At 44.2% G+C, this 23296-nt stretch carries 21 protein-coding genes, 1 pseudogene and 1 other annotated feature; of the genes and pseudogenes, 3 read left to right on the forward strand and 19 right to left on the reverse strand.

The genetic code is table 11. The features are described from left to right. Nucleotides 1-4 precede the first annotated feature (4 nt). Nucleotides 5-1276, reverse strand: a complete 1272-nt coding sequence (gene hisS / locus ACIQYG_RS01510) for a histidine--tRNA ligase (protein ID WP_034308774.1) — start codon at nucleotides 1274-1276, stop codon at nucleotides 5-7. Between the two features lie 100 nt (nucleotides 1277-1376). Continuing rightward, nucleotides 1377-1613, reverse strand: a binding site (T-box leader). Between the two features lie 78 nt (nucleotides 1614-1691). Further along, nucleotides 1692-1865 carry a hypothetical protein gene (locus tag ACIQYG_RS01515; RefSeq protein ID WP_251428958.1) on the reverse strand — a complete coding sequence of 58 codons (174 nt, stop codon included), beginning with the start codon at nucleotides 1863-1865 and terminating at the stop codon, nucleotides 1692-1694. Between the two features lie 129 nt (nucleotides 1866-1994). On the opposite strand from ACIQYG_RS01515, the gene ACIQYG_RS01520 reads away from it, so the two are divergent. After that, entirely contained in the window at nucleotides 1995-3764 is a 1770-nt protein-coding gene (locus ACIQYG_RS01520) for an N-acetylmuramoyl-L-alanine amidase family protein (protein WP_402835188.1), read from the forward strand. Between the two features lie 65 nt (nucleotides 3765-3829). Here ACIQYG_RS01520 and dtd read toward each other — a convergent pair whose 3' ends face one another. The 6 genes from dtd to ACIQYG_RS01550 all read right to left on the reverse strand — a co-directional run bounded on the left by dtd (nucleotide 3830) and on the right by ACIQYG_RS01550 (nucleotide 12599). Then, entirely contained in the window at nucleotides 3830-4273 is a 444-nt protein-coding gene (gene dtd / locus ACIQYG_RS01525) for a D-aminoacyl-tRNA deacylase (protein ID WP_402835189.1), read from the reverse strand. A 15-nt stretch (nucleotides 4274-4288) separates the two neighbouring features. Beyond that, a complete protein-coding gene (locus ACIQYG_RS01530) occupies nucleotides 4289-6487 on the reverse strand; it encodes a RelA/SpoT family protein (RefSeq protein WP_402835190.1) in 2199 nt (732 codons plus the stop codon). A 318-nt stretch (nucleotides 6488-6805) separates the two neighbouring features. Continuing rightward, nucleotides 6806-7318, reverse strand: a complete 513-nt coding sequence (locus ACIQYG_RS01535) for an adenine phosphoribosyltransferase (RefSeq protein ID WP_034308789.1) — start codon at nucleotides 7316-7318, stop codon at nucleotides 6806-6808. Next, entirely contained in the window at nucleotides 7309-9684 is a 2376-nt protein-coding gene (gene recJ, locus ACIQYG_RS01540) for a single-stranded-DNA-specific exonuclease RecJ (RefSeq protein WP_402835191.1), read from the reverse strand. The genes ACIQYG_RS01535 and recJ overlap by 10 nt, the downstream gene beginning before the upstream one ends. Nucleotides 9685-9833: 149 nt before the next feature. Continuing rightward, nucleotides 9834-12095, reverse strand: a complete 2262-nt coding sequence (gene secDF, locus ACIQYG_RS01545; protein ID WP_402835192.1) for a protein translocase subunit SecDF — start codon at nucleotides 12093-12095, stop codon at nucleotides 9834-9836. Between the two features lie 195 nt (nucleotides 12096-12290). Continuing rightward, entirely contained in the window at nucleotides 12291-12599 is a 309-nt protein-coding gene (locus ACIQYG_RS01550) for a post-transcriptional regulator (RefSeq protein ID WP_081088676.1), read from the reverse strand. A gap of 167 nt (nucleotides 12600-12766) precedes the next feature. Here ACIQYG_RS01550 and spoVB point away from each other — a divergent pair, with 167 nt between their 5' ends. Then, nucleotides 12767-14329, forward strand: a complete 1563-nt coding sequence (gene spoVB / locus ACIQYG_RS01555) for a stage V sporulation protein B (RefSeq protein WP_402835193.1) — start codon at nucleotides 12767-12769, stop codon at nucleotides 14327-14329. Between the two features lie 28 nt (nucleotides 14330-14357). Here spoVB and ACIQYG_RS01560 read toward each other — a convergent pair whose 3' ends face one another. Beyond that, nucleotides 14358-15014 carry a DUF421 domain-containing protein gene (locus tag ACIQYG_RS01560; RefSeq protein WP_402835194.1) on the reverse strand — a complete coding sequence of 219 codons (657 nt, stop codon included), beginning with the start codon at nucleotides 15012-15014 and terminating at the stop codon, nucleotides 14358-14360. A 193-nt stretch (nucleotides 15015-15207) separates the two neighbouring features. On the opposite strand from ACIQYG_RS01560, the gene ACIQYG_RS01565 reads away from it, so the two are divergent. Then, nucleotides 15208-15579 carry a TIGR04086 family membrane protein gene (locus tag ACIQYG_RS01565; RefSeq protein WP_096337820.1) on the forward strand — a complete coding sequence of 124 codons (372 nt, stop codon included), beginning with the start codon at nucleotides 15208-15210 and terminating at the stop codon, nucleotides 15577-15579. Nucleotides 15580-15625: 46 nt separating this feature from the next. On the opposite strand, the gene yajC is transcribed toward ACIQYG_RS01565, so the two are convergent. The 10 genes and pseudogenes from yajC to ACIQYG_RS01615 form a co-directional block, all read right to left on the reverse strand. Then, on the reverse strand, nucleotides 15626-15910 hold the full coding sequence (gene yajC, locus ACIQYG_RS01570) for a preprotein translocase subunit YajC (RefSeq protein WP_402835195.1): 285 nt from the start codon (nucleotides 15908-15910) through the stop codon (nucleotides 15626-15628). Nucleotides 15911-15953: 43 nt separating this feature from the next. After that, nucleotides 15954-17093: a tRNA guanosine(34) transglycosylase Tgt gene (gene tgt, locus ACIQYG_RS01575; RefSeq protein ID WP_034308807.1), complete on the reverse strand. Its 1140-nt coding sequence runs from the start codon at nucleotides 17091-17093 to the stop codon at nucleotides 15954-15956. 36 nt (nucleotides 17094-17129) lie between these two features. Further along, nucleotides 17130-18158, reverse strand: a complete 1029-nt coding sequence (gene queA / locus ACIQYG_RS01580; protein ID WP_402835196.1) for a tRNA preQ1(34) S-adenosylmethionine ribosyltransferase-isomerase QueA — start codon at nucleotides 18156-18158, stop codon at nucleotides 17130-17132. 38 nt (nucleotides 18159-18196) lie between these two features. Next, complete coding sequence (locus ACIQYG_RS01585) at nucleotides 18197-18403, reverse strand: DUF2905 domain-containing protein (protein WP_034308809.1); 207 nt, start codon at nucleotides 18401-18403, stop codon at nucleotides 18197-18199. Next, nucleotides 18400-19398: a Holliday junction branch migration DNA helicase RuvB gene (gene ruvB, locus ACIQYG_RS01590; RefSeq protein ID WP_034308811.1), complete on the reverse strand. Its 999-nt coding sequence runs from the start codon at nucleotides 19396-19398 to the stop codon at nucleotides 18400-18402. The genes ACIQYG_RS01585 and ruvB overlap by 4 nt, the downstream gene beginning before the upstream one ends. Before the next feature lie 11 nt (nucleotides 19399-19409). After that, nucleotides 19410-20024 carry a Holliday junction branch migration protein RuvA gene (ruvA, locus tag ACIQYG_RS01595; RefSeq protein ID WP_402835197.1) on the reverse strand — a complete coding sequence of 205 codons (615 nt, stop codon included), beginning with the start codon at nucleotides 20022-20024 and terminating at the stop codon, nucleotides 19410-19412. A gap of 344 nt (nucleotides 20025-20368) precedes the next feature. Then, on the reverse strand, nucleotides 20369-20878 hold the full coding sequence (locus ACIQYG_RS01600; RefSeq protein WP_402835198.1) for a BofC C-terminal domain-containing protein: 510 nt from the start codon (nucleotides 20876-20878) through the stop codon (nucleotides 20369-20371). Between the two features lie 100 nt (nucleotides 20879-20978). Then, the gene (locus ACIQYG_RS01605) at nucleotides 20979-21578 is read right to left on the reverse strand and encodes a YhcN/YlaJ family sporulation lipoprotein (protein WP_402835199.1); all 600 of its coding nucleotides are present in this window, start codon (nucleotides 21576-21578) and stop codon (nucleotides 20979-20981) included. A 102-nt stretch (nucleotides 21579-21680) separates the two neighbouring features. Beyond that, nucleotides 21681-22628 carry a phosphotransferase gene (locus ACIQYG_RS01610; protein WP_402835200.1) on the reverse strand — a complete coding sequence of 316 codons (948 nt, stop codon included), beginning with the start codon at nucleotides 22626-22628 and terminating at the stop codon, nucleotides 21681-21683. Then, nucleotides 22618-23296, reverse strand: a pseudogene (locus ACIQYG_RS01615) (hypothetical protein); the annotation flags it as partial. The pseudogene ACIQYG_RS01615 and the gene ACIQYG_RS01610, both read right to left, overlap by 11 nt.

Here is a 23296-nt window from a genome sequence, read left to right on the forward strand (position 1 = left end):
CCCCTTAAGCCTGTAGCTTTTTGAATTGTTCAACGAATGTAGCAAGATCCATTTGGACTTGTTCACCTGTTTCCATGAACTTCACATTGATTTTATTATTTGCCAATTCATCATCCCCGAGTGTCGCCACATATCTTGCTTCGAGGCGGTCGGCTGATTTGAATTGTGCTTTCACTTTACGGTCTTGATAGTCTTTTTCGACGGTAAAACCGGCATTCCGCAGTTGATGGGCAAGTTTGACGGTATAATCCTTGGCTGTTTCACCTAATGAAACAAGATAGCAGTCAATTCCTTTTTTGATCGGAAGCTCGATGTTTTCTGCTTGGAGGGCAGCAATCAGCCGTTCGATGCTAAGTGCAAAGCCGATTCCAGGTGTTTCCGGTCCGCCAAGTTCTTCAGCCAGCCCGTTATAACGGCCGCCGCCGCAAAGTGTAGTGATGGCGCCAAAACCTTCTGCATCACTCATGATTTCAAATGCGGTATGATTATAGTAATCCAAGCCCCGCACTAGGGTCGGATCTTCGACGAAATCGATTTCCAAATCGGTTAAGTGCTGTTTCACCTTTTCGAAATAAGTACGGGATTCATCATTTAAATATTCAATGATGGAAGGAGCCGTGTTCATCAATTCGTGATCGTGATCCTTTTTGCAATCCAGGATACGCAAAGGATTTTTTTCGAGGCGGTTTTGACAATCGCCGCAAAACTCGCCGATGCGGGGTTCGAAATGTTTGATTAACGCATTGCGATGCGCTGTCCGGCTTTCCTTATCACCAAGGCTGTTGATGACAAGTTTCAGCTTTTTCAAACCCAGTTCCTTGTACAGGTTCATCGCAAGTGACAAAACCTCTGCATCGATTCCGGGATCCTTACTTCCTAAAGCTTCGATGCCGAATTGAACGAACTGGCGGAATCGACCTGCTTGCGGACGTTCGTAACGGAACATTGGCCCGATATAATAAAGCTTGACCGGTTGATTGGCCCACCCGAACATTTTGTTCTCGATATATGACCGTACAACCGATGCGGTGCCTTCCGGACGAAGGGTTAAATTCCTTTCACCGCGATCTTGAAATGAATACATCTCTTTTTGAACGATATCGGTTGTATCCCCTACACCACGCAGAAATAATTCCGTGTGCTCAAAAATCGGTGTACGGATTTCTTTATATTGGTAACGGTGACAAATATCACGCGCTGTGTTTTCGATATACTGCCAAATTTCCGTTTGGCCAGGCAATAAATCCTGGGTACCTCTAGGGATCTGAATAGACATTTTGTATTTCCTCCTTTAAAGCAAAGCGCCCTTTCTGATACGGCACGCTATACTGATTTTTTCCAAACAAAAAACTCCCGCCCCTTGTAACTTATATGTTACAAGGGACGAGAGTTTGGATATCCCGTGGTGCCACCCTAGTTGAAGCACAAAAAAAGTGCCCCCGCTCAAAAACAGTTAACGCCTGTTTTACGTCCATCTCCTATTAAGTAAATCCGTTCGGAGTGAAGCCTACGGAGGGTTCTTTCATTAAGTCATCATGTGGAATGCTTTCAGCCTCGGCATTTCCTCTCTTTTCATGTGTTTCTTAATTACTCTTCTCCATCATTGGTTATTGCAGTAATAAGTCTGATATTTTATAATCATACGGACGTTAACATCAAATGTCAAGGCAGACTGAGGATTTTGTCGCATTTTATTGGTTTAAATGTTTTTTCAGATTTTTGATCGTCCGGACATTGACTCCGAATTCGGATGCCATTTCAACAAGGTTTGCGCTTTGTTCCTTTTGGATGAAATCGTGAAAATCGACACCAAGTACTTGATTGCCTCCGCTTAAGCTCGTTTGATCTTTTTCGCTGAATTTCATGTGGTTTCCCTCCTACAGTTATATAAGCTCTATTCTTTCCTAAAAAAAATGTTTTTTGCACAGGGAAAGAGGGAAATTTTCATGGAACGAGAATACATACATATAGACATTAAAAGGGAGAGACAACTTATGAAGAAGAAATCGGGTTTATTCGGCCTGACACTGATGCTGATATTCTCAGCGATTTTCCCGGTACATCACGCTTTTGGAAAAGATGGAGGGAACAATATCGTGACGAACCAAGTGGTCAATGTCCGTGAAGGTGCAGGTCTCAGTTTCCCTATCGTAAAAAAACTGGAAAAAGGGGAATCGTATCCCATTCTGAATGAAGATGGCGACTGGATCGAAATCAGGATCGGCACCGGCAAAACAGGATGGGTTGCCAATTGGTTAGTGGAGAGACAAACGGGGTCTGATACCAATCAGGTCAAAAAGGAATCCGGACAAGGAATGGTATCAGGCAGCTCCGTCCGCGTCCGTACAGGTCCCGGCACCACATTTCAAACGGTTGGATCCTTGAGTAAAGGAACTTTTGTTGACATCATTGAAAAGAATGAGAATTGGATAAAGGTCAAAACGGGGGATATCGAAGGCTGGGTATCATCGGACTACTTGGAGCTTCCTGCCGCATCAGGACATGCAGCGAAGAAAGATTCAACTAAAGAAAAAGAAACGAATCAATCCGTAAAAACCGGGGTAACTTTGGTGGACCGGCTCAATGTCCGTTCGGAACCATCGACAAGCAGTGCCTCGCTCGGAAAGCTGAATAAAAATACGTCAGTGACCGTTTACCGGGTTGAAAATGATTGGGCTGAAATTGATTTCCAAGGAGTCCGCGGTTGGGTGGCTGAACCTTACATACAAGTAAGCGAAGATAATGTTGATATGAAAAATGATACGGCAGGCGCCACTGCCAGGGTGACCGCCACGGGTTTAAATGTCAGGAAAGAAGCCTCGCTCTCAAGCAAGGTAATCGGTTCGGTGAACAAGGATGAGACTTACGCCGTGCTGCAAACAAAGGGAAATATGACACAGATCCGGCTTACTGGTTCAAAAAAGGGCTGGGTCGTGAGTTGGTACCTGGAAAAAGAGAATGTTGAGCAAACTGCGAAGGAAAAAAAGGTTGATGTAAAAGGAAATAAGATTACCATCATTCATGATGGCACGATACTTAGAAGTGAGCCTGATGGCAACTCGAAGATTGTAGAGCAGGCCAATGCAGGTGAAACGTTCTCCGCATCAGGTATGGAAGGCGACTGGTATTCCATTAAACTAAAGGGCGGAAAAACAGCTTATGTGGCCGGATGGATCGTGACGATCGAAGGGAATTCCGAGCAGATCCAACGACCTGGCGTTGAGAAATACCTAAAGGATAAAATCATCGTGATCGATCCCGGTCATGGCGGCAGGGATAGCGGTACAATCGGGGTCGGCGGGACACTTGAGAAAAACCTGACGATTCGAACGGCAGAATTGCTGCGTGACAAACTTCAGGCTGCAGGAGCTAAAGTGATCCTGACCAGAAGCGGAAATACCTATGTTCCACTCCCTTCCCGGGTCAGCACTTCTCATATACATAACGCGGATGCTTTCATCAGCCTCCATTATGATAGCACCAAGGACCAGATCACCAGCGGGATAACCACATACTACTATCATGACTACCAGCGTGCGTTGGCAGCTACACTGGCCAATTCGCTCGGTTCCACCATGCAGGTGCCCAACCGCGGATCACGATACGGGAATTTTCATGTTACCCGTGAAAATAAACGGGTAGCTACACTCATTGAACTAGGTTATTTAAGTAATCCAGTGGAAGAATTGACATTAACATCGAATGAGTATCAAGAAAAAATCACATCGGCCATTTATAATGGCTTGGCGCGGTATTTTAAATAAGAACTAGAAAAGCCAGCTTCGAATCGAAGCTGGCTTTTCTACAAAAAAAAACCTGCCGCAGCAGGTCATTTTTTGCTTTCAAGTATTAATGTGACGGGGCCGTCATTAGTAAGCTGAACATCCATCATGGCACCAAATTGACCTGTTTCCGTATGGACGCCTTTTTTGCGCAGTTCCTCGTTGAATGCTTCATATATTTCATTCGCTTCTTCAGGACGGGCGGCGTCCATGAAGTTCGGTCGACGGCCTTTACGGCAATCGCCGTATAAGGTGAATTGTGAAACTGATAAAATCGAACCTCCCACATCCAATAGTGAGTGGTTCATCTTTTCATTTTCATCTTCAAATATTCTGAGATTGACAATCTTATCGGCCAAATACGCGGCATCATCGATGGTATCTCCATGTGTGACACCAACCAACAAGACTAGACCGCTGTCGATTTGACCGATTATTTGGTCTGCGACGATTACTTTTGCCGCTTTGGAACGTTGTAAAACAACACGCATGGCAATAAAAACTCCTTAGTTCATGATCCTTCTAACGGAATAAACATCTGAAATTTGTTTAATACGGTCGACAACCTTTTGCAAATGGGCAATGTTATGAATATAAATCGACATGTGAATGGTCGCCACTTTATTTCTGTCGGATTTACCTGAGACCGCTGAAATGTTGGTCTTGGTTTCATTTACGGCTTGAAGAACTTCATTCAATAAGCCCCGACGGTCATAGCCGCTGATTTCAATTTCAACGATGTATTCCTTGCGTTCGTTAATCGTACTTTCCCATTCAACCGGTACAAGGCGATGATCGGCATCCCCGCTATCCAGGTTCGGGCAATCCTGTCTATGAACTGAAACTCCCCGGCCTTTGGTAATATAACCAACGATTTCGTCCCCTGGTACTGGGTTGCAACAGCGTGATAAACGGATAAGCAGGTTATCAATACCCGGTACCTGGACACCTGAGTCACGTTTTTTCGATGTATTGGAGAAGGTTTTCAGATCGGCCACCGCTTCAGAAATATCCGCTTCTTGCTCGACCATTTTCTGCTTACGCCATTTTTCGGTGAGGCGGTTTGCTACCTGAAGGGCCGTTATTCCGTTATATCCGACCGCTGCATACATATCTTCTTCATTCAGGAAGTTGAACTTATCTGCAACACGCCTGATATTCTCGGCAGTCAGGATTTCCTTCAGGTCGAACTCCATATCCTTGATTTCCTTTTCAACAAGCTCTTTGCCTTTTTCGATATTTTCTTCCCGGCGCTGCTTCTTGAAAAATTGGCGGATCTTATTTTTCGCTTGAGATGTTTGCGTTAGTTTAAGCCAATCCTGACTCGGACCATATGAATGCTTCGATGTTAAGATTTCTATGATGTCGCCAGTTTTCAGTTTATAATCCAGCGGTACCATTTTCCCGTTCACTTTGGCACCAATCGTTTTGTTTCCGATTTCCGAGTGAATCCGGTAAGCGAAATCAATCGGGTTGGATCCTGATGGCAGTTCGATGACATCGCCTTTTGGCGTGAAAATAAATACCATATCAGAAAAAAGGTCTATTTTAAGGGATTCCATGAATTCCTCGGCATTAGTCGCATCATCCTGGAATTCAAGAATTTCCCGGAACCATGTCAATTTTTCTTCCAGTGAAGGCTGTTCGCCGACATCTTTTCCCTCTTTATAAGCCCAGTGCGCGGCAACCCCGAACTCGGCAATGCGATGCATATCCGAGGTGCGGATCTGCACTTCCAGCGGATCGCCTTTCGGTCCGATCACCGTCGTATGAAGCGATTGATACATATTCGGCTTCGGCATCGCGATATAGTCTTTGAATCGGCCAGGCATCGGCTTCCAGCATGTATGGATGATCCCCAAAACGGCATAGCAATCTTTTATGCTATTGACGACGATCCGAACTGCAAGCAAATCATAAATTTCGCTGAACTGCTTATTCTGCAATGCCATTTTGCGATAAATGCTGTATATATGTTTCGGTCTGCCGGAAAGGTCAGCCTTAATGTTGACTTCCTCAACGTTTTTACGCACTTCATCAATGACTTCTTCCAGATACTTTTCACGTTCTGCACGCTTTTTCTTCATCAAGTTGACGATTCGGTAATACTGCTGAGGATTCAAATACCTTAGTGCAGTATCTTCAAGTTCCCATTTAATCGTGCTGATACCAAGACGATGGGCAAGCGGTGCGAAAATTTCCAACGTCTCGTTCGATATCCTTCGCTGCTTTTCCTGCGGCAAATGCTTCAATGTCCGCATATTATGCAGTCTGTCCGCAAGCTTGATCAAGATGACCCGTATATCCTGGGCCATCGCCACGAACATTTTCCGGTGGTTTTCCGCCTGTTGCTCCTGCTGTGATTTGTACTTGATTTTCCCTAACTTGGTCACGCCATCCACAAGCATGGCGACTTCAGGACTGAAATTTTCTTCAATATCCTTCAAAGTGATCTCCGTGTCTTCAACAACATCATGTAAAAAACCTGCCGCAATGGTTGCAGGGTCCATTTCAAGCTCAGCCAGAATGCCCGCCACTTGAATCGGATGAATAATATACGGCTCCCCCGATTTACGGAATTGTTCTCGGTGAGCATACTCTGCATACTTAAACGCTCTATGGATAAATTCAGCTTCTTCCGGCTGAAGATATAAGCTGGCCCGTTCTACAACCTGCTCGGCAGTCAATATTTGATCATTAGCCATTTAATCACCTTAACCCCACTTTAACTGCCACCGGATATGATCCGGATTGAGTATGATTGGTAGCACTTCCCTTTATTCTGCAAAACGTGACAATTTTTGCGAAAAAAAATAAATCCGCTTAAACGGATAAAAGTGCAAATAAACTTATTAGCAGAAAAACTCTTTATTATTACTATTATCGAAAAAAAAGGCAAGGATGTAAAGAGTTAAACGTGTATTTTATTAAGAATAGTGCATTTTTTCACTGGAAATTCGACAAAATCCAGCTAAAATGAGGAAAACAGAAAGAGAGCACCCTAATCAGAGTGCTCTCCTTTATTAAAAGCTCATTAATGTCAAGACATCATAGCCGTCTAATTTATCTTTTCCATCCAAGTCGGTCAATTCAATAAGGAAGGCAATCCCGGCTACAATTCCGCCAAGCTGTTCAACCAGTTTGATCGTCGCTTCGATTGTTCCCCCGGTAGCAAGCAAATCATCCGTAATCAGGACACGCTGTCCCGGTTTAATGGCATCTTTATGGATTGTCAATACATCCTTGCCGTATTCTAATCCATATTCGACTTTTATCGTTTCACGTGGAAGTTTTCCTTCTTTTCTCACTGGCGCAAAGCCCACTTCCAATGAGTATGCGACTGGACATCCGATAATGAATCCGCGTGCTTCCGGCCCGACCACCAAGTCGATATTTTTATCGCGAGCATACTCGACGATTTGGTCTGTTGCGTATTTATAAGCTGCGCCGTTATCCATTAATGTTGTAATATCTTTGAAGACGATACCCGGTTTTGGCCAGTCTTGCACAATTGTTACATATTGCTTTAAATCCATTGCTTTGTTTCCTCCTCAAGGTCTGTTGCCTCATGAACTAAATAATGATTGAACCAATCGAATAATTGCTGATAGGAAGAATAAACAAGCTCTTGTTCAAGCTCAAATTGCTCTTTCTTTCTTGTATACGATTCAGATTCACTGAGATCGCGTTTTTTCGCATTGGTTGTGAGCATAATTAACCCATTCTCTATTGTAACAAAATCAAGCTCAAAAAACACCTTCGAAATGAAATCCACTGTATCTCTAGACCAGCCCCGATATTTGGCTAGGTCATCACCATATCTTTTCACGTCTAGCGGACCCTTTTTGGCAAGGAAGGCATAAAACCATTTAAAATGATCCCTTGTCGGCATCGTACTTAAGAAATGGTCCTGTTCATGTGAAAGGTGAGCGTAGATACGAGAAGGGTTCTTATTGGCAACCGCGCGTTTCAAATATTCCCTGGACGGCGGCATGTCCATGAATACCAAATGACCTTCGAAGCAGTCGAGCTGCTCAGCATCCAGTTCATTCTTGATAGTAACGAGATCTGGATGGTTTTGCAAAAATGGATATCTGCCATAAATATCTTCCGAGAAAATGACGATCTTCCGGTTTTGTACAGGAATGTCGGCAAGCCACTTCTCAGCCTGTCCCTTTCCGCGGTAATCGAATAACTGCCAATGGTTCACAGAGACATCCTGGACAAAGATCTGGGGCTTTTTCATATTATTCCACTCATTGATGGAGAGCTCTCCAATAACCGAAACTTCAGCGTGCGGAGCTATTTCATCGACAAAATGACCGAGACCGAAGCCAACACCGTCAAGTTTGTGTTCTCCACCATCTTCTAGCTGAACCTTCAAGTGATTTTGGTTGGCACCAATTTTGCGGACACTTGAAAGCTGTACGGAATCTATCAAAATCTTCGGCTTAGGATTCGTAACCCCAAATGGTGCCAGCAAGCTCATTTCCTGAATCGTTTGAATGGAAACTTCAGCTAAAGTCGTAGCCCCGTCCAAGTTTGTAATCGGTGTGAAGTCCTCTTCGTTAAGTTGTTCCTTCGCAATCAAGTTCATGCGGTCCCTAAGCTCCTGAACATCTTCAATTTTCAATGTCATTCCAGCAGCCATCGGATGTCCACCGAAATGAGGCAGCATTTCACGGCATTCGGAAAGACTTTGAAAAAGATCAAAACCAACGATGCTCCGAGCAGAACCTTTAGCTAATCCCTTTTCCCGGTCATAGCTCAATACGATCGTGGGCCGGTAAAAGCGTTCAACAAGTTTAGAGGCCACAATCCCCACAACTCCGGCGTTCCAGCCTTCCCTGCCGATGATGAGCACGCCATTGGACTCCGGCGGGAAGTTTTCCTCGACTTCAGCAATCGCTTCCTCCGCCATTGCTGCAACCATTTCCTGCCGCTCTTTATTGATATCATTGATTTCATTGGCAAGTTCCATTGCTTCTTCCAGACTTTCGGACATCAATAAATCAACAGCGGGATCGGCATCTCCAAGCCGTCCGACAGCATTAATCCTCGGTGCCATTGCAAAGCCGATCGATTCCTCATTCAATGTTTCCTGCTGGACATTCGCCACTTTCATTAACGCAACGAGTCCCGGGCGGCGAGTCAATCTTAATTGCTCGATGCCTTTCGCGGCAATGACTCGGTTTTCCCCTTGTAAAGGCACTAAATCCGCTATCGTGCCGATTGCCGCTATTTCAAGCAAATCCTCAGGCAATTCCCCAAGCAAGGCGTGTGCCAGCTTAAATGCGACCCCTACTCCGGCAAGGTCTTTAAATGGATAGGAACTGTCCTCAAGTTTAGGATGGATGATCGCCAATGCCTCAGGCAGTTGCGGCCCCGGTTCATGGTGGTCGGTCAAAATATAATCCATGCCCAGCTCTGCGGCAAGTTTCGCTTCATCGACTGCGGAAATTCCGGTATCGACGGTTATTAATACCTTCACACCTTGCTCAGCTGCAAGGCGGAATGCCACCGGATTCGGACCATATCCTTCTGTAAACCGATTCGGGATATAAAAATCAACATCGGCCCCCAATCTCGTCAGCGCCGTCATCATCACTGTGGTCGATGTCACGCCATCCGCATCATAATCACCGAATATACGTATTTTTTCTCCATTTTGAATGGCTTCTCTTATTCTATATACTGCTTTATCCATATCCTTCAATAAAAATGGATCATGAAAAGTTTGATTTTTTACAAATAAAAACGATCGGGCGCTTTCAATCGTATCCAGGCCTCGATTCACAAGCAGGGCTGCAACCAAAGGTGTGATATGAAGCTCTTCAGCTAGTACAGCAACTTTGTTTTCATCGGCAGTTCGCAAGTTCCACCGGGTTTTTGGCTTTAACATTTATTCACCCCTCAACCTACTCATTATACAAAACGAATATACCAGTTTCAATTTTATTTTAAACTCATAATTGGCTGTAATTTCCTATTCAATAAGCTTGGTTCAACAAAAAAAAGAAGGCTGGCATCATGCCAGCCCCCTCTCCCCTATTAAACTTGTCCTTCAAGACTTTGTTTCTTTTCTTTTGCGGTATTCAGCGGACCTTTCTTCTTCAATTCCCTGATTTTCAAATCAAGCCAGAATTGGGAAGCGATCAATAGCGATGAATACACGCCGCATATTAAACCGATAAACAGGGCAATGGAGAAGTTGCGGATAGCTTCACTGCCGAAGATCATCAACGCGATGACCGTAATGAGAACGGTCAGAACCGTGTTAATGGATCTCGTCAGCGTTTGCCTGATACTGATGTTCACAATGTTCTCAAGTTCTTCGACGGTTTTGATTTTACGGCTGAAGCGCAGGTTTTCACGAATACGGTCAAAGGTTACGATCGTATCATTGATCGAATAACCGACGATCGTCAGAACCGCAGCAATGAAGGTGATATCCACTTCAAGCCGAGATACACTAAATATCGTGATGATGAAGAATGCATCATGTATAAGCGCAACCACGGCTGGTACAGCCATTCGCCATTCAAATCGTATCGATACATACAAAATGATTCCGATTGATGCAATCGCTAAAGCATACATGGCATTTTTCGCAAGTTCTTTTCCTACTGTCGGTGATACGGTGCTGACATTCGGTTCTGCTCCGTAATCCTTCTTGAAATGGTCCTTCAATTCAGCAATCTCTTGCTTATCAAGGACACCGACTGTCCGAACGACAGCATTTTTATTGTCTTGTCCAGCGAGCCTGACATCCTTGATATCCTTCTCATCAATACCGACCTTGCCCATTTCGGTTTTAACTTGCTGAGTCGTCAAGACGTCTTTGGAGGCAATCTCGATTCGGGTACCGCTCGTGAAATCAATCCCAAGATTCAATCTGAAGACGAGCAGGAAAATGATCCCGATAATGGTGACACCGATTGAAATGCCATAAAAAACTTTCCGATATTTGACGAAATCGATTTTATCAAAGCGTGTCGGCAATGACATTAAATCCATTTTCTCGGATAAATCGTGAATGTATTTCTTCTTCACGCCAAACCATGATGTACGTTTGTCCAAGAACCCGCTATTCACCCACAGGCTCATGAAGAGGCGTGTGCCGTAGACGGCTGTAATGAAACTCATTAAAATCGAAATGATCAAAGTGGTAGCAAACCCTTTAACCGAGCTTGTTCCATAATAGAACAGAACGGCAGCAGCAAGTAAGGTCGTTAAGTTCGCATCCGTGATCGTAGCAAGTGAGTTTTTCGTACCTTCTTTATAAGCCGCTTTAACGGATCTGCCAAGTTTCAATTCATCCCTGATTCGTTCATACGTTATGATATTGGCATCGACGGCCATCCCGACCCCGAGTACCAGTGCCGCAATACCAGGCAGCGTAAGGACTGCATTCATCCAATCAAACACTAATAGCGTCAAGAAAATGTAGATGCTTAAAGTGACGACTGCAATGAATCCCGGGAAGCGGTAATACACAAGCATGAAGATAAAAACAAGTGCAATTCCGATGATTCCTGCAAAAATAGTATCATTCAGTGCACCTGCACCAAATTGGGCACCTACAGAGGTGGAGTACTTTTCTTTTAAATCTACAGGCAGGGCACCAGCATCCAGAAGATCTGCCAGCTCTTTTGCTTCTTCCACCGTAAATTGACCGGTGATATACACCTTCTTCGTATTGAAAACTTCACTGACAGCTGGAGCTGAAATCATATTGTCCTGAGAAGCCGTATCTTTAATGGAATCTTTTCCTTCCTCGAAATCCAACCAGATTGCAAGGACATTAGTCGGACTTTCCATCGAGGATATTTTTTGAGTGATTTCTTTAAACTTTTTCTCATCTTTCAGCGTGACTTCGACAACCGGTTGATTATCTTGGAACGTTTGTTTCGCGCCGCCTTCTTTCAGGTCGGCACCGGTCATCATTTCCTTATCGTTGTAATCACGGAAGGATAATTTAGCTTGTGTCGAAAGGATTTCCCGAGCGTTGTTTTGGTCTTTGACTCCGGCCAATTGAACGCGAATCCGGTCTTTCCCTTCAATTTGAATGTTAGGTTCATTAACGCCCAAAACATCGACACGCTTCAAAAGTGAGCTTACTGTAGCCTTCAAAACATCGGGGGTGATCTTTTCCCCATTCAGCGGTTTTACTTCATATAACACTTCAAAACCGCCTTGAAGATCAAGACCCAGCTTGATATCCTTTAGGATTCCTTTTGAAGTCGTCCCCATCGCTGCGAAAATCAAAAGTGCGATTAGAAAAAACGCAACGATCCTGCTTCTTTTTACCATTATGTAGTAGGCCCCTTTCTATAATACGCCTGTTCCTGAAGTTAAAAAAACTTTCATTTTTTGTTTATATGATAACTGCATACCCTTTGCTTTTTGAGAAAAAGACACAGCTTTCCATACTTTTTCCAAAAAAAGCATAACCATATCTATTATGAGTCATATACAAACAGCTGTCAATTTAAGTATATCTTTGCGTTATTCTTTCAAAAGCTCCTTCAATTCCTCTTCGGAAAGCGGCTCGAATAGGTTCGGTGATTTATAAGCTTCGACCATTTGGAAGGTCATGAACTGGTTGCTCGAAAATGTCACGATATCTGCGACAAGTTCATGAAGGTGAATGTTTTCCTGCGGGCGCTTCCATTTATTTTTGGTTAAGGTTCCCCATATGTCTTCCTCTGTTACGGCATTCAATCCGACCATTTGGAATTCCTCACGCTTACTCTTCAAAAATGGACGCACCTTTAGATAATACCTTTGATAGGGATGATTCTTTTTTGCCATCATTTTGCCTCCAGTAAAATGATTCTCATATGAATGCGCATTTTCTTAGAAGGGTTTCTTATCATTTGTTAGAACGCAAACAAACACTTTTGTCATGCTTTGTCCAAGTACAAGCATATAGATAATTGTATAGCATAACCGCTTTTTTGAGAAGGCAGGGAGGGAGTTCAATGTCCAAATTTTTAAAAGGGACGCTGATTTTATTAATCGCAAGCCTGATTACAAGGGTTCTTGGTTTCATTAACCGTATTGTCATCGCCCGCTTCATCGGCGAAGAAGGCGTTGGTTTATATATGATGGCTTTACCGACACTCTTTCTCGTCGTGAACATAACCCAGTTAGGCCTGCCAATCGCCATTTCGAAATACGTGGCCGAGGCCAATGCCAGAGGTGATGAACGAAAAATCAAGAAAATCCTTGTCGTCTCTTTGGCCTGCACCTTTACTCTATCGATGATTTTCACTCCCGCGATGCTGCTTTTCGCGCCGGTACTATCAGAATACCTATTCACTGACAAACGGACGATATGGCCGCTCATGGCGATTGCCCCAATCGTACCGATCATTGCCATTTCATCCGTACTGCGCGGTTATTTCCAAGGCAAGCAAAATATGAAGCCCTTCGCTTTCTCACAAGTTATCGAACAGGTGGCCCGAATCACTTTCATAGCCGTCCTGACCAAGGCCTTTTTGCCATATGGAATCGAATATGCGGCAGCCGGGGCAATGTTTGCATCGATTATCGGTGAGCTTGTATCTCTCATCTACTTATTGACCAGCTTTAAAATAAAGAAACATTTCAAGTTCAGAAAGGGTTTCTTCAAGAATGTCAAATCCGGAAAAGGAACGTTCACCGAATTGATGGGAATCGCCCTTCCTACCACCGGAAGCAGGATGATCGGATCGGTATCATGGTTTTTCGAACCAATAGTGGTCGCCCAGAGTTTGGCACTTGCCGGAGTCACCGCGGCCGCAGCCACAAGTCAATACGGGGAGTTAACAGGGTACGCTCTGCCTTTACTCATGCTTCCTTCCTTCGTTACATCATCATTGGCGACGGCACTTGTCCCAGCAGTGAGCGAAGCCCGTACGACCGGAAACTTTTTACTCGTTGAACACAGGCTTCAACAAGCCCTGAAAATCACCTTTATCACAGGCTGTTTAGCTATCGTCATTCTGTTCATCTTTGCCGAACCGATATTACAAGTCATGTATGGGTCTTCGCATGCTGCTGTTTTCATTAAATTCCTGGCACCTTTTTTCATCCTATATTACTTTCAATATCCGCTGCAATCCATGCTGCAAGCACTGGATCTTGCAAAGGCCGCAATGTTCAACAGCCTGGCTGGGAACATCCTTAAAATCGGTGTGATCTGGCTACTGGCTTCAAAGGAAAGTTTCGGGATCATGGGAGCCGCAATCGGGATAGCTGTCGGTACGATGCTCGTCACTTTCCTGCATTTCTCAACCGTGCTGAAGGTCGTCCCTTTCACGCTTCATTTCCGCAGCTATATTTCAGCTTTGGTCCTTGCTTTAATTTCAGGATGGGGCGGTTATTATCTTTATCAATTCCCGCTCTCCTCACAGACTATCGGCACACGGCTTTTGCTTTCTGTAACCGTCGTTATCCTGCTGTTCACATTTTTCCTGCTCATGACCGGCAGCATAAAAAAGGCCGATCTGATCAGGATTCCTGTAGTTGGCGACTTTTTGTCAAAATTGGCTTGGAAATAAAATGAACCGAAGCACTCAAAGGCTTCGGTCATTTCTTCATATCATTTTTATCAATGTAAAATTGGCCATCTATGTACCCGCAAATCGAAATCTCTTTAACCTTCGTTTCTCCATGTTCTTTTAACTGATCCAGAAGCCAAAAATGGTTTTTCCCAATTTTATCAAGATTTTTTTCCTGTATCTCTCCGTCGACAATCAGCGGGAATGGTACCTGACTTTCCGACCCTTCTTCGTCGCTTTTTTTAATCACCGAGAGCCTTCCTGAAGTTTCAAGGATGGCAAATTGCACTTCGTTTATATCAATAATTCCTTGTTCACGAAGTTGGGTCAATAAGTCATCAAAATTATATCGTTGTCTGCGCATCGCTTTTTCATCTATTTTCCCTTGATTAATGATGATCTGCGGCTTACCGTCCATGAAATAGCGAAATTTAACACTTTTCAATGAGGCAAATGCCAATGTAATTTGGAGGATCGCGAGGACAAACATTGGGATCGTCTGTCGGATAAACGGTTTTTCCAAATCTTCAAAGGATAGCACAGCAATGTCCCCTATCATGATGGATACCACTAAATCGAGAACACTCAGTTCCCCAACTTCCCGCTTACCCATCATTCGAAAAAGGAACCAGATGACCAGATAGATTACCGTCGTTCGAAAAATAATCCCTAGATAGATATCCACTTCAACAACACTTCCTTCATCCATAGCATGGCTTGGGAACTGAAAAATTACTCCATAATCTTTTCTAATTTTACGGGAAGCTACTTAAACCTGGTCTAAAGGTTCGATATCGGGAATATGCTTGTACAAACACATAAACAGGCTATACGTACCAGCCTTTTAAAAAGGAGGAATACCCATCGAAACTAAAAAAATGAGTGTCGCCGTAATTTATGGCGTAGGCTCCATCTTTGCCATAGCGATGATTGCTAGTTTAATCGTTTCCATCCTTCTTCGTTTTACTTCACTGACGGAATCATCCCTGACATACGTGGTCATGATCGTATCCTTTTTATCGCTGTTCATTGGTGGATTCATTTCAGGAGGCAAAGGGAAGAAGCAAGGACTATTCTTGGGCGGAAGCACTGGGCTGCTTTATCTGTTGGTCGTGTTCCTTTTTCAATATTTAGGTCACGATGCCCTTTTCACCATCAAGCAATGGATATACTATGGCTGTTTTGTGATTACGGCCATGATGGGCGGCGTTCTTGGGGTCAACATGAGTTCCGACTCACGCTCCGATTAAAAAAAGACAGCAAAAAACCGGGCACATGGCCCGGTTTTCGTTTGTTTTATAGGGATGTTTCTTTATTCGGTGCGCTTTCCGTAATTTCACGGATTGCCGCACGGTCAAAAGTCAGTTTTGTACCGTCTGGTGATTTAATGACGATTTGCTGTTCATCGATTGCATCGATTGTTCCGTGCATGCCGCCGATAGTAGCAACTTTATCACCTTTTTTCAAACTGCTTTGCATGTTTTGCGTAGCCTTTTGGCGTTTTTGCTGCGGGCGGATCAATAAGAAATAGAACAATACGAACATTAAAATCAACGGAAGTATTTGTGTTAAATTACCCATTTAAGTATATTCACTCCTTTCGTTCATTAAAATAATTATGGAATTAGAAGTTTCTCGCATTTGGTTCATTGAAACCATACTGCTCAAAAAACTCTTCCCTAAAGTCTCCAAGGCGATCTTCTCGAATAGCTTGTCTGACCTGTTCCATCAAGTTTAACAGAAAATGAAGATTATGGTAAGTCGTAAGACGAATCCCAAAGGTTTCTTCACATTTAATTAAATGGCGGATATATGCCCGGCTATAATTCTTGCAAACATGGCAATCGCAATTTTCATCGATAGGACCGAAATCGCGTGCATACTTCGCATTTTTCACAACCAGCCGCCCATTGCTCGTCATGAGCGTACCATTACGCGCGATTCGCGTCGGCAGAACACAGTCAAACATATCAACACCGCGGAGTGCACCATCGATCAATGAGTCCGGTGAACCGACCCCCATAAGGTAACGTGGTTTGTCAGATGGCAGCAGCGGAGTTGTAAACTCAAGGACGCGGTTCATGATATCCTTCGGTTCCCCTACGGATAGTCCTCCAATAGCATAACCCGGGAAGTCAAGGGAGACAAGGTCTTTTGCACTTTGTTTGCGAAGATTTTCAAACTCCCCGCCTTGAACGATACCGAACAGCCCTTGGTCATTTGGACGCTCATGTGCATTCAAACAGCGTTCCGCCCAGCGTGATGTCCGTTCAACCGACTTCTTCATATACTCTTCTGTAGCCGGAAATGGCGGACATTCATCAAATGCCATCATGATATCGGAGCCAAGCGCATTTTGTATTTCCATCGCTTTTTCCGGAGATAAAAATAATTTATCGCCATTCAGATGGTTCCTGAAATGCACACCCTCTTCTTCAATTTTGCGGAACTCGCTTAAACTGAAGACTTGAAAGCCGCCTGAGTCGGTCAAAATCGCCCGATCCCAGTTCATGAACTTATGCAGTCCGCCAGCTTCCTTGATGATTTCATGCCCCGGACGCAGCCATAGGTGGTACGTATTGCTCAGGATGATGCCTGCCCCCATCTGTTTCAAATCTTCCGGTGACATCGTTTTGACAGTAGCCATCGTTCCAACCGGCATAAATGCCGGCGTTTCAAAAGAACCATGCGGCGTATGGACCCGGCCTAGCCGTGCCCCTGTCTGTTTACATGTTTTGATTAACTCATATCGTATTGCAGTCAACGCAATAACTCCCTTCAAGAGCTTCTCACTCTTATATTACTTAATTAACATTGCATCTCCAAAACTAAAGAACCTGTATTTTTCTTCCACAGCCGTTTCATAGGCATGAAGGACATTCTCCCTGCCTGCAAGTGCAGAAATAAGCATGATTAACGTCGATTTGGGCAAATGGAAGTTCGTTATCATTGCATCGATCCCTTTGAACTCATAACCAGGATAAATGAAGATGCTCGTCCAGCCATTCTCTTCCTTGAAAACCCCATCATTGCGGGACGCAATCGTTTCCAATGTCCTTGTGGACGTAGTGCCTACCGTAATGATTTTCCCGCCTTTTTCCTTCACGTCATTCAGTAATCTTGCTGTGCCTTCCGTCATTTGATAAAATTCCGAATGCATTTCGTGGCTGTCAATATCGTCGACACTTACCGGGCGGAATGTACCAAGCCCAACATGCAGCGTTATGAAGGCGATGTGGACACCCATCCCTTTAAGTTTCTCAAGCAAATCCTCCGTAAAATGCAGTCCAGCGGTAGGTGCCGCTGCAGATCCCCGTTCCCGCGCATATACGGTTTGATAGCGGTCCTGGTCGTCGAGTTGTTCCTTGATGTATGGAGGTAACGGCATTTCGCCAAGCTGCTCCAGTATTTCATAAAATATGCCTTCATATTTAAATTCAAGGATTCGGCCGCCATGCTCGAGTACACCTGTACAGACGGCACTCAGCTTACCATCGCCGAAAACGATCGTCGAGCCTTCTTTAATCCGTTTGGCCGGCTTCACAAGCGTTTCCCATACATCATCATGATCTTGCTTAAGCAGCAATACTTCGATTTTTGCACCCGTCCCTTCTTTACTGCCGTATAGTCGGGCCGGAAGCACTTTTGTATCATTCAACACCAGGCAATCTCCCGGTTTGATATATTCCGTGATATGGCTGAATACATCATGCTGGAGCTTACCGGTTTCTTTGTCCAGTACCATCAATCTACTTGCTTCCCTATCCTCCAAAGGAACTTGGGCAATCAGTTCCTCCGGTAAATGAAAATCAAACATATCCAATTTCATCTGTTCCACTTCCTTACGTGTCTATCAAGCTGTAATCATTATTTAAAACGGCCGATCAAATAAAAAATCGCGGACAACACAACACTGACGATGATTGATGTAACGATAGGAAAGTAAAACGTCGTATTCCCCTTTTTCAGAAAAATATCCCCCGGCAGCCTGCCGAGATGGATATATTTCATCGCAAAACCAATCACGAATATAATCACACCCAGAATCATGACCATCTTTGGTATATTCATCATTCGGGCATCTCCATGCCGAAATGTTCATAAACAAGCTGTGTTGCCATCCGGCCTCTTGGGGTACGCTGAAGAAAACCGACTTGCAAGAGATATGGTTCATACACATCTTCGATCGTATGTGCCTCTTCGCCAATCGTTGCAGCAATCGTTTCCAGACCCACGGGCCCGCCACGGAATTTTTCAATGATCCCTTTAAGTAATTTATGGTCAATATGATCGAGTCCTAAACGGTCGACCTGCATTAATTCAAGTGCATAATCGGCAAGCTCGGCCGTTATCGTCCCATCACCGCGTACCTGGGCGAAATCCCTGACCCTCCGTAAAAGCCGATTGGCAATTCTCGGGGTTCCCCTTGACCTTCTTGCAAGTTCTGCCGCTGCTTGATCATCCATTTCCGTATCCATGATTCTTGCTGTACGGATGATGATATCAGTCAAATGGTTTTCCGTATAATATTCAAGACGGCTCAAAACGCCAAAGCGGTCCCTGAGCGGTGCAGACAGTGAGCCTGCCCGTGTCGTGGCCCCTACGAGGGTGAACGGCGGCAAGTCGATCCTGATCGAACGGGCTTCCGGTCCCTTACCGACTACAATATCCAGACAGAAGTCCTCCATAGCCGGATATAGCACTTCTTCAACGACACGGGGAAGGCGGTGAATTTCATCAATGAACAATACATCACCTGGTTCAAGTGCACTCAGAATGGCCGCCAGATCTCCCGGCCGCTCAATGGCAGGACCGGAAGTCGTGCGGATATTCACACCCATTTCATTGGCGATGATGACGGCAAGCGTCGTCTTTCCAAGTCCAGGCGGTCCATATAGAAGTACATGATCGAGCGTTTCTTCACGCATCCTTGCAGCCTCGATGTATACACTCAAATTCGCTTTCACTTTATCCTGTCCGATATATTGCTTTAAGTTTTGCGGCCGCAGGCTTTGTTCAAAGGACAGTTCGTTCAAATCGGCTTCCTGATTGAATATTCTCTCCTCCATTGCGCCACTCCTTATCTTAACATCATTTGCAATGCTTTCTTAATATATTGCTCGGTCGTCATATCTTCAGCTTGCAATTTCTTGGCTACCTTTTGGACTTCCTTTTCAGAATAACCAAGAGCCTTCAATGCAAGAACGGCTTCATCCAATTCCTCCGTATAACCATTTGAACTGATTGCAGCCGTGACGCCTTCGTTAAACAAGTTGGGAAACGCATCCGGAATAATGTTCTCAAGTTTCCCTTTTAAATCGAGAATCATCTGCCGTGCCGTTTTCTTTCCGACACCCGGGAATTTCACCAAAAACGATTCATCTTCATTTTCGATCGCCTGCACCACCTGATCAACCTGGCCTGATGCCAATATCGCTAGAGCACCTTTCGGCCCGATTCCGGTTACATTCAATAATTTTGTGAATAACGCCTTTTCTTGACGAGTCTGGAATCCGTATAACGCCACCATATCCTCACGAACATAATGATATAAGAAAACTTGGATTTCTCTCTGGTATTGAGCGGAAAAAATAAAAGGATTCGGCGTCATCACTTGATATCCGATCCCCCCATTTTCCACAACTATGTATTCAGGCCCAATATAATCGACCTTGCCTTTTATATAATCATACAAATTAATTCTCTCCCTGATTTTGCTGTACCTCTCATTTTATCATAAAAAAGGGGTGTTGTTCATTAAAAGTTATTTCATACTCGGCAAAGACTTTTCACAAGGAATTCCGGGTTTTACTATCATCCTTAAAAACAAAGGTGATTGGAACGGGGTGCAAGGTTCCTGCGGGATATACGCGTCAAAGGGAGACATTACAGGCGCAAAAGCGCCGAGGGCGGACCGCCCGCTGAAAGCCGGTGCCTGCAGTGGAAGTCAACGGTCAAATGGGAATACTAAAAAAACTGTAGACAAACTCCATCATTATCGAGTTAGTCTACAGCCTGGAGGATGGGAGATCGTCCCCCCTAGTTTACCGAATATGGCTCATATTCTTTAATGAGCTGTTTATATTGGTCTTTATTCATGATCGGAATCCCTTTTTGCAGTTCCTCCTGCTTGTATGCTTCAAGTTTACCAACGTCTATTTGGTAGAATGTATGAATGATCTTGGCGTGCTCAGGCCTTCCGATAAAAATGGATAACGTACCATCTTCCCTCATCCCAAGGTAACCATTCGCTTTTAAAAGCGGAGATATGTCATTCTCAATTTTCTTCATGACAATCTGCTCTTCATTTTGATCGACTACTTTCCATCCTTCATATTTTGCCCAAAAGTCTTCCATCGACCAAATCGTTTCTGTCAATTTCTCTTCACTTAACTCGCCATCCAGATACATACGCTGAAGAATGACCTTCCTTTCAATTGGATCATTTTCCTTTTGAACGGTTTCTTCGGCAAAAACGGTTAAGCAAAATGGCAATATGAAGAGTGTCATGAAAAATTGGATTCTAAGTTGATTAAACAATATACTCACCTCTTAAGGCGTTTACTTTTTATGTAGTTTGACCCAAATAAGGATTATTAACCAGAAAAAAATCAAAAAGAGCTGACTCCACATCGGGTCAGCCCACAAATTATTTTAAGTGATTTTCGTGAATGTTAAGGTTATCGAACAGGTCATTGGCATCCAAAATGATCATTTCCCTCGTATCGCCATCCCGAAGATTGTTATCAAGAGTCATCGTCCTGAAATAGACACCTTCATCGGTGGTTACATATAGGGTACGGCCATTGGTAAGCGGTCCGATTTCCTTCTTCATTCTTTCTTTAACATCTTTTGCTTGGCTGTAGTCATCAAGCAGCAAGGCTACCAGCATTTCATCTTTCATGATGATTGTTCTGGCATCGATAACCGGCTCCACTTTATTGGCGACACCATTTACTTTGTCGGCTAAAGAGCCTTCATAAGAATTATAATAAGATGATTTTGCCTTAAGCGGCTTACTTTCATGTCCATGGTAGTTACGGTCACTCTTACTGTACGCATCATCTTTATTGTATAAACCTTGCACCATATTCTCATAATTGATGTTGCGTACCAATGCATCTTTTTCATGGTAACCTGTATCATTCGTGATATTTTCATTTTCCGCTGTATCATTATTAGCACATCCAACCAAACTGACGGCGGCCAATACCGTACATAGCGGCTGGGCCCATTTTATTTTCTGCACCAATAACCCTCCCATTGCAATAGAATGAGCTATATTCCGCTCATAATTAGCATGGGTGTCGAACGGGAAATGTACTCTGTAAGATACGGCCAAATACCCGTTTTAATTCCTATTAAGGGAAGAAATCCTTTTCGCCAATTTTTCATTCATCTCCATCCGCTCCGAAAAACCTTCCACGGACATTTTCCAGACCGAATGAAGCTGGGAAGAACTTTTATTAAGACGATTCCATTCACGGAAAATATCGGTAGGATAAGTTAAAGCATATAAAAAGGCCAGGTCTGACTGATACCTTTGCAATTGCGGCACTTCCCACAGCTCGTTGGCCGCATCTTCCAAATGTGGTGAAATTCGATTTGCATACTGTAAATAATCAATGCACCTCGGGGCATTTGCCATTAAGTCAAAATCGATTAAAGTCAAAGTGCCGTCCGCTCTGCGCAAGAAATTATGGTGGGCACAATCACCATGAATGATGACTTTCTTTTCCTTATCCCATAAAGACTGATTTTTATCAAACCCCTCTAGCGACCATTCCCCCCATCTAATCCATTCCTTGATAATATCTTCGGAAACATATTGGCGAACATAAGAAAAATTCTTTTTAAAGAGTGATAAGCGTTCTTTCCACTTTTTAGATTGATTGAACACAGGCGCGTTAATGGAGAGATTTTCCGACACATCATGGAAGCTTTCCAGTAACTGAACGCCTTCTAAGCGGTCCTTATGATTGGAAAATCTGAATTTTTTCTTACTCGGCGGAAAATAGTCCATACTGCCATACCATTTCCCTTTAAATTGAAAGGGCATTAAATTCTGATGAATATAATACGTTTGATGAAATCCCTTTTGTTTTAACAAAGAAGTCAATTCTCTTTGGCGATCCCATTTTTCAAAACTGTCGAATCCTTTAAGAATCATTGAATGACCCTTTTCAAAAGTTATTAAATAGACACTGCTTTGAATATGGTGGACATTCTTTGGCTTACGATTTAAATAAGAGAGGAGACGAGTGTTAAAAACACTGTCTCCTTGATGATTAATAGTCATCGCTTTCATCTACATATGTCGGGATCCCAAATGTTTCAGGCGCACGAACGCCCCCGAATTGGCCTGGCTGGCCTCCCATTTGTCCAGGTAACATTGCTTCAGGTTGCCCCCCAAGCTGACCGCGCATCATGTCTGGCTGACCGCCAAATTGTCCCGGCATCACCCCTGGCTGACCTCCGTTTTGACTGCCCATCATCCACGGCTGACCTCCATTTTGACCGCCCATCATCCACGGCTGGCCACCGTTTTGACCGCCCATCATCCACGGCTGGCCTCCGTTTTGACCGCCCATCATCCACGGCTGGCCACCGTTTTGACCGCCCATCATCTCTGGCTGACCACTGTTTTGACCGCCCACCATGCCTGGCTGGCCTCCGTTTTGGCCGCCCATCATCATACCTGGCTGACCTCCATTTTGGCCGCCCATCATCATACCTGGCTGACCTCCGTTTTGGCCGCCCATCATCATACCTGGCTGACCTCCGTTTTGGCCGCCCATCATCCACGGTTGACCACCGTTTTGGCCGCCCATCATCCACGGTTGACCACCGTTTTGGCCGCCCATCACACCTGGCTGGCCTCCGTTTTGGCCGCCCATCATCATACCTGGCTGACCTCCGTTTTGGCCGCCCATCATCATACCTGGCTGGCCTCCGTTTTGACCGCCC

Origin of the sequence: Peribacillus sp. NPDC096622 (assembly GCF_044762665.1) — a bacterium.
GTDB classification, from domain to species: Bacteria; Bacillota; Bacilli; order Bacillales; family DSM-1321; genus Peribacillus; species Peribacillus frigoritolerans_B.

Bases quoted from the DNA above. Each gene is read 5' to 3' on its own strand.
- spoVB (WP_402835193.1), top strand. From the start codon at position 12,767: ATGTCCAAATTTTTAAAAGGGACGCTGATTTTATTAATCGCAAGCCTG.
- ruvB (WP_034308811.1), bottom strand. From the start codon at position 19,398: ATGGAGGAGAGAATATTCAATCAGGAAGCCGATTTGAACGAACTGTCC.
- recJ (WP_402835191.1), bottom strand. From the start codon at position 9,684: ATGTTAAAGCCAAAAACCCGGTGGAACTTGCGAACTGCCGATGAAAAC.
- ACIQYG_RS01565 (WP_096337820.1), top strand. From the start codon at position 15,208: ATGAGTGTCGCCGTAATTTATGGCGTAGGCTCCATCTTTGCCATAGCG.
- yajC (WP_402835195.1), bottom strand. From the start codon at position 15,910: ATGGGTAATTTAACACAAATACTTCCGTTGATTTTAATGTTCGTATTG.
- dtd (WP_402835189.1), bottom strand. From the start codon at position 4,273: ATGCGTGTTGTTTTACAACGTTCCAAAGCGGCAAAAGTAATCGTCGCA.
- ACIQYG_RS01610 (WP_402835200.1), bottom strand. From the start codon at position 22,628: ATGACTATTAATCATCAAGGAGACAGTGTTTTTAACACTCGTCTCCTC.
- ACIQYG_RS01550 (WP_081088676.1), bottom strand. From the start codon at position 12,599: ATGATGGCAAAAAAGAATCATCCCTATCAAAGGTATTATCTAAAGGTG.
- ACIQYG_RS01535 (WP_034308789.1), bottom strand. From the start codon at position 7,318: ATGGATTTAAAGCAATATGTAACAATTGTGCAAGACTGGCCAAAACCG.
- hisS (WP_034308774.1), bottom strand. From the start codon at position 1,276: ATGTCTATTCAGATCCCTAGAGGTACCCAGGATTTATTGCCTGGCCAA.
- ACIQYG_RS01520 (WP_402835188.1), top strand. From the start codon at position 1,995: ATGAAGAAGAAATCGGGTTTATTCGGCCTGACACTGATGCTGATATTC.
- ACIQYG_RS01515 (WP_251428958.1), bottom strand. From the start codon at position 1,865: ATGAAATTCAGCGAAAAAGATCAAACGAGCTTAAGCGGAGGCAATCAA.
- ACIQYG_RS01585 (WP_034308809.1), bottom strand. From the start codon at position 18,403: ATGATGAATATACCAAAGATGGTCATGATTCTGGGTGTGATTATATTC.
- secDF (WP_402835192.1), bottom strand. From the start codon at position 12,095: ATGGTAAAAAGAAGCAGGATCGTTGCGTTTTTTCTAATCGCACTTTTG.
- ACIQYG_RS01530 (WP_402835190.1), bottom strand. From the start codon at position 6,487: ATGGCTAATGATCAAATATTGACTGCCGAGCAGGTTGTAGAACGGGCC.
- queA (WP_402835196.1), bottom strand. From the start codon at position 18,158: ATGAAATTGGATATGTTTGATTTTCATTTACCGGAGGAACTGATTGCC.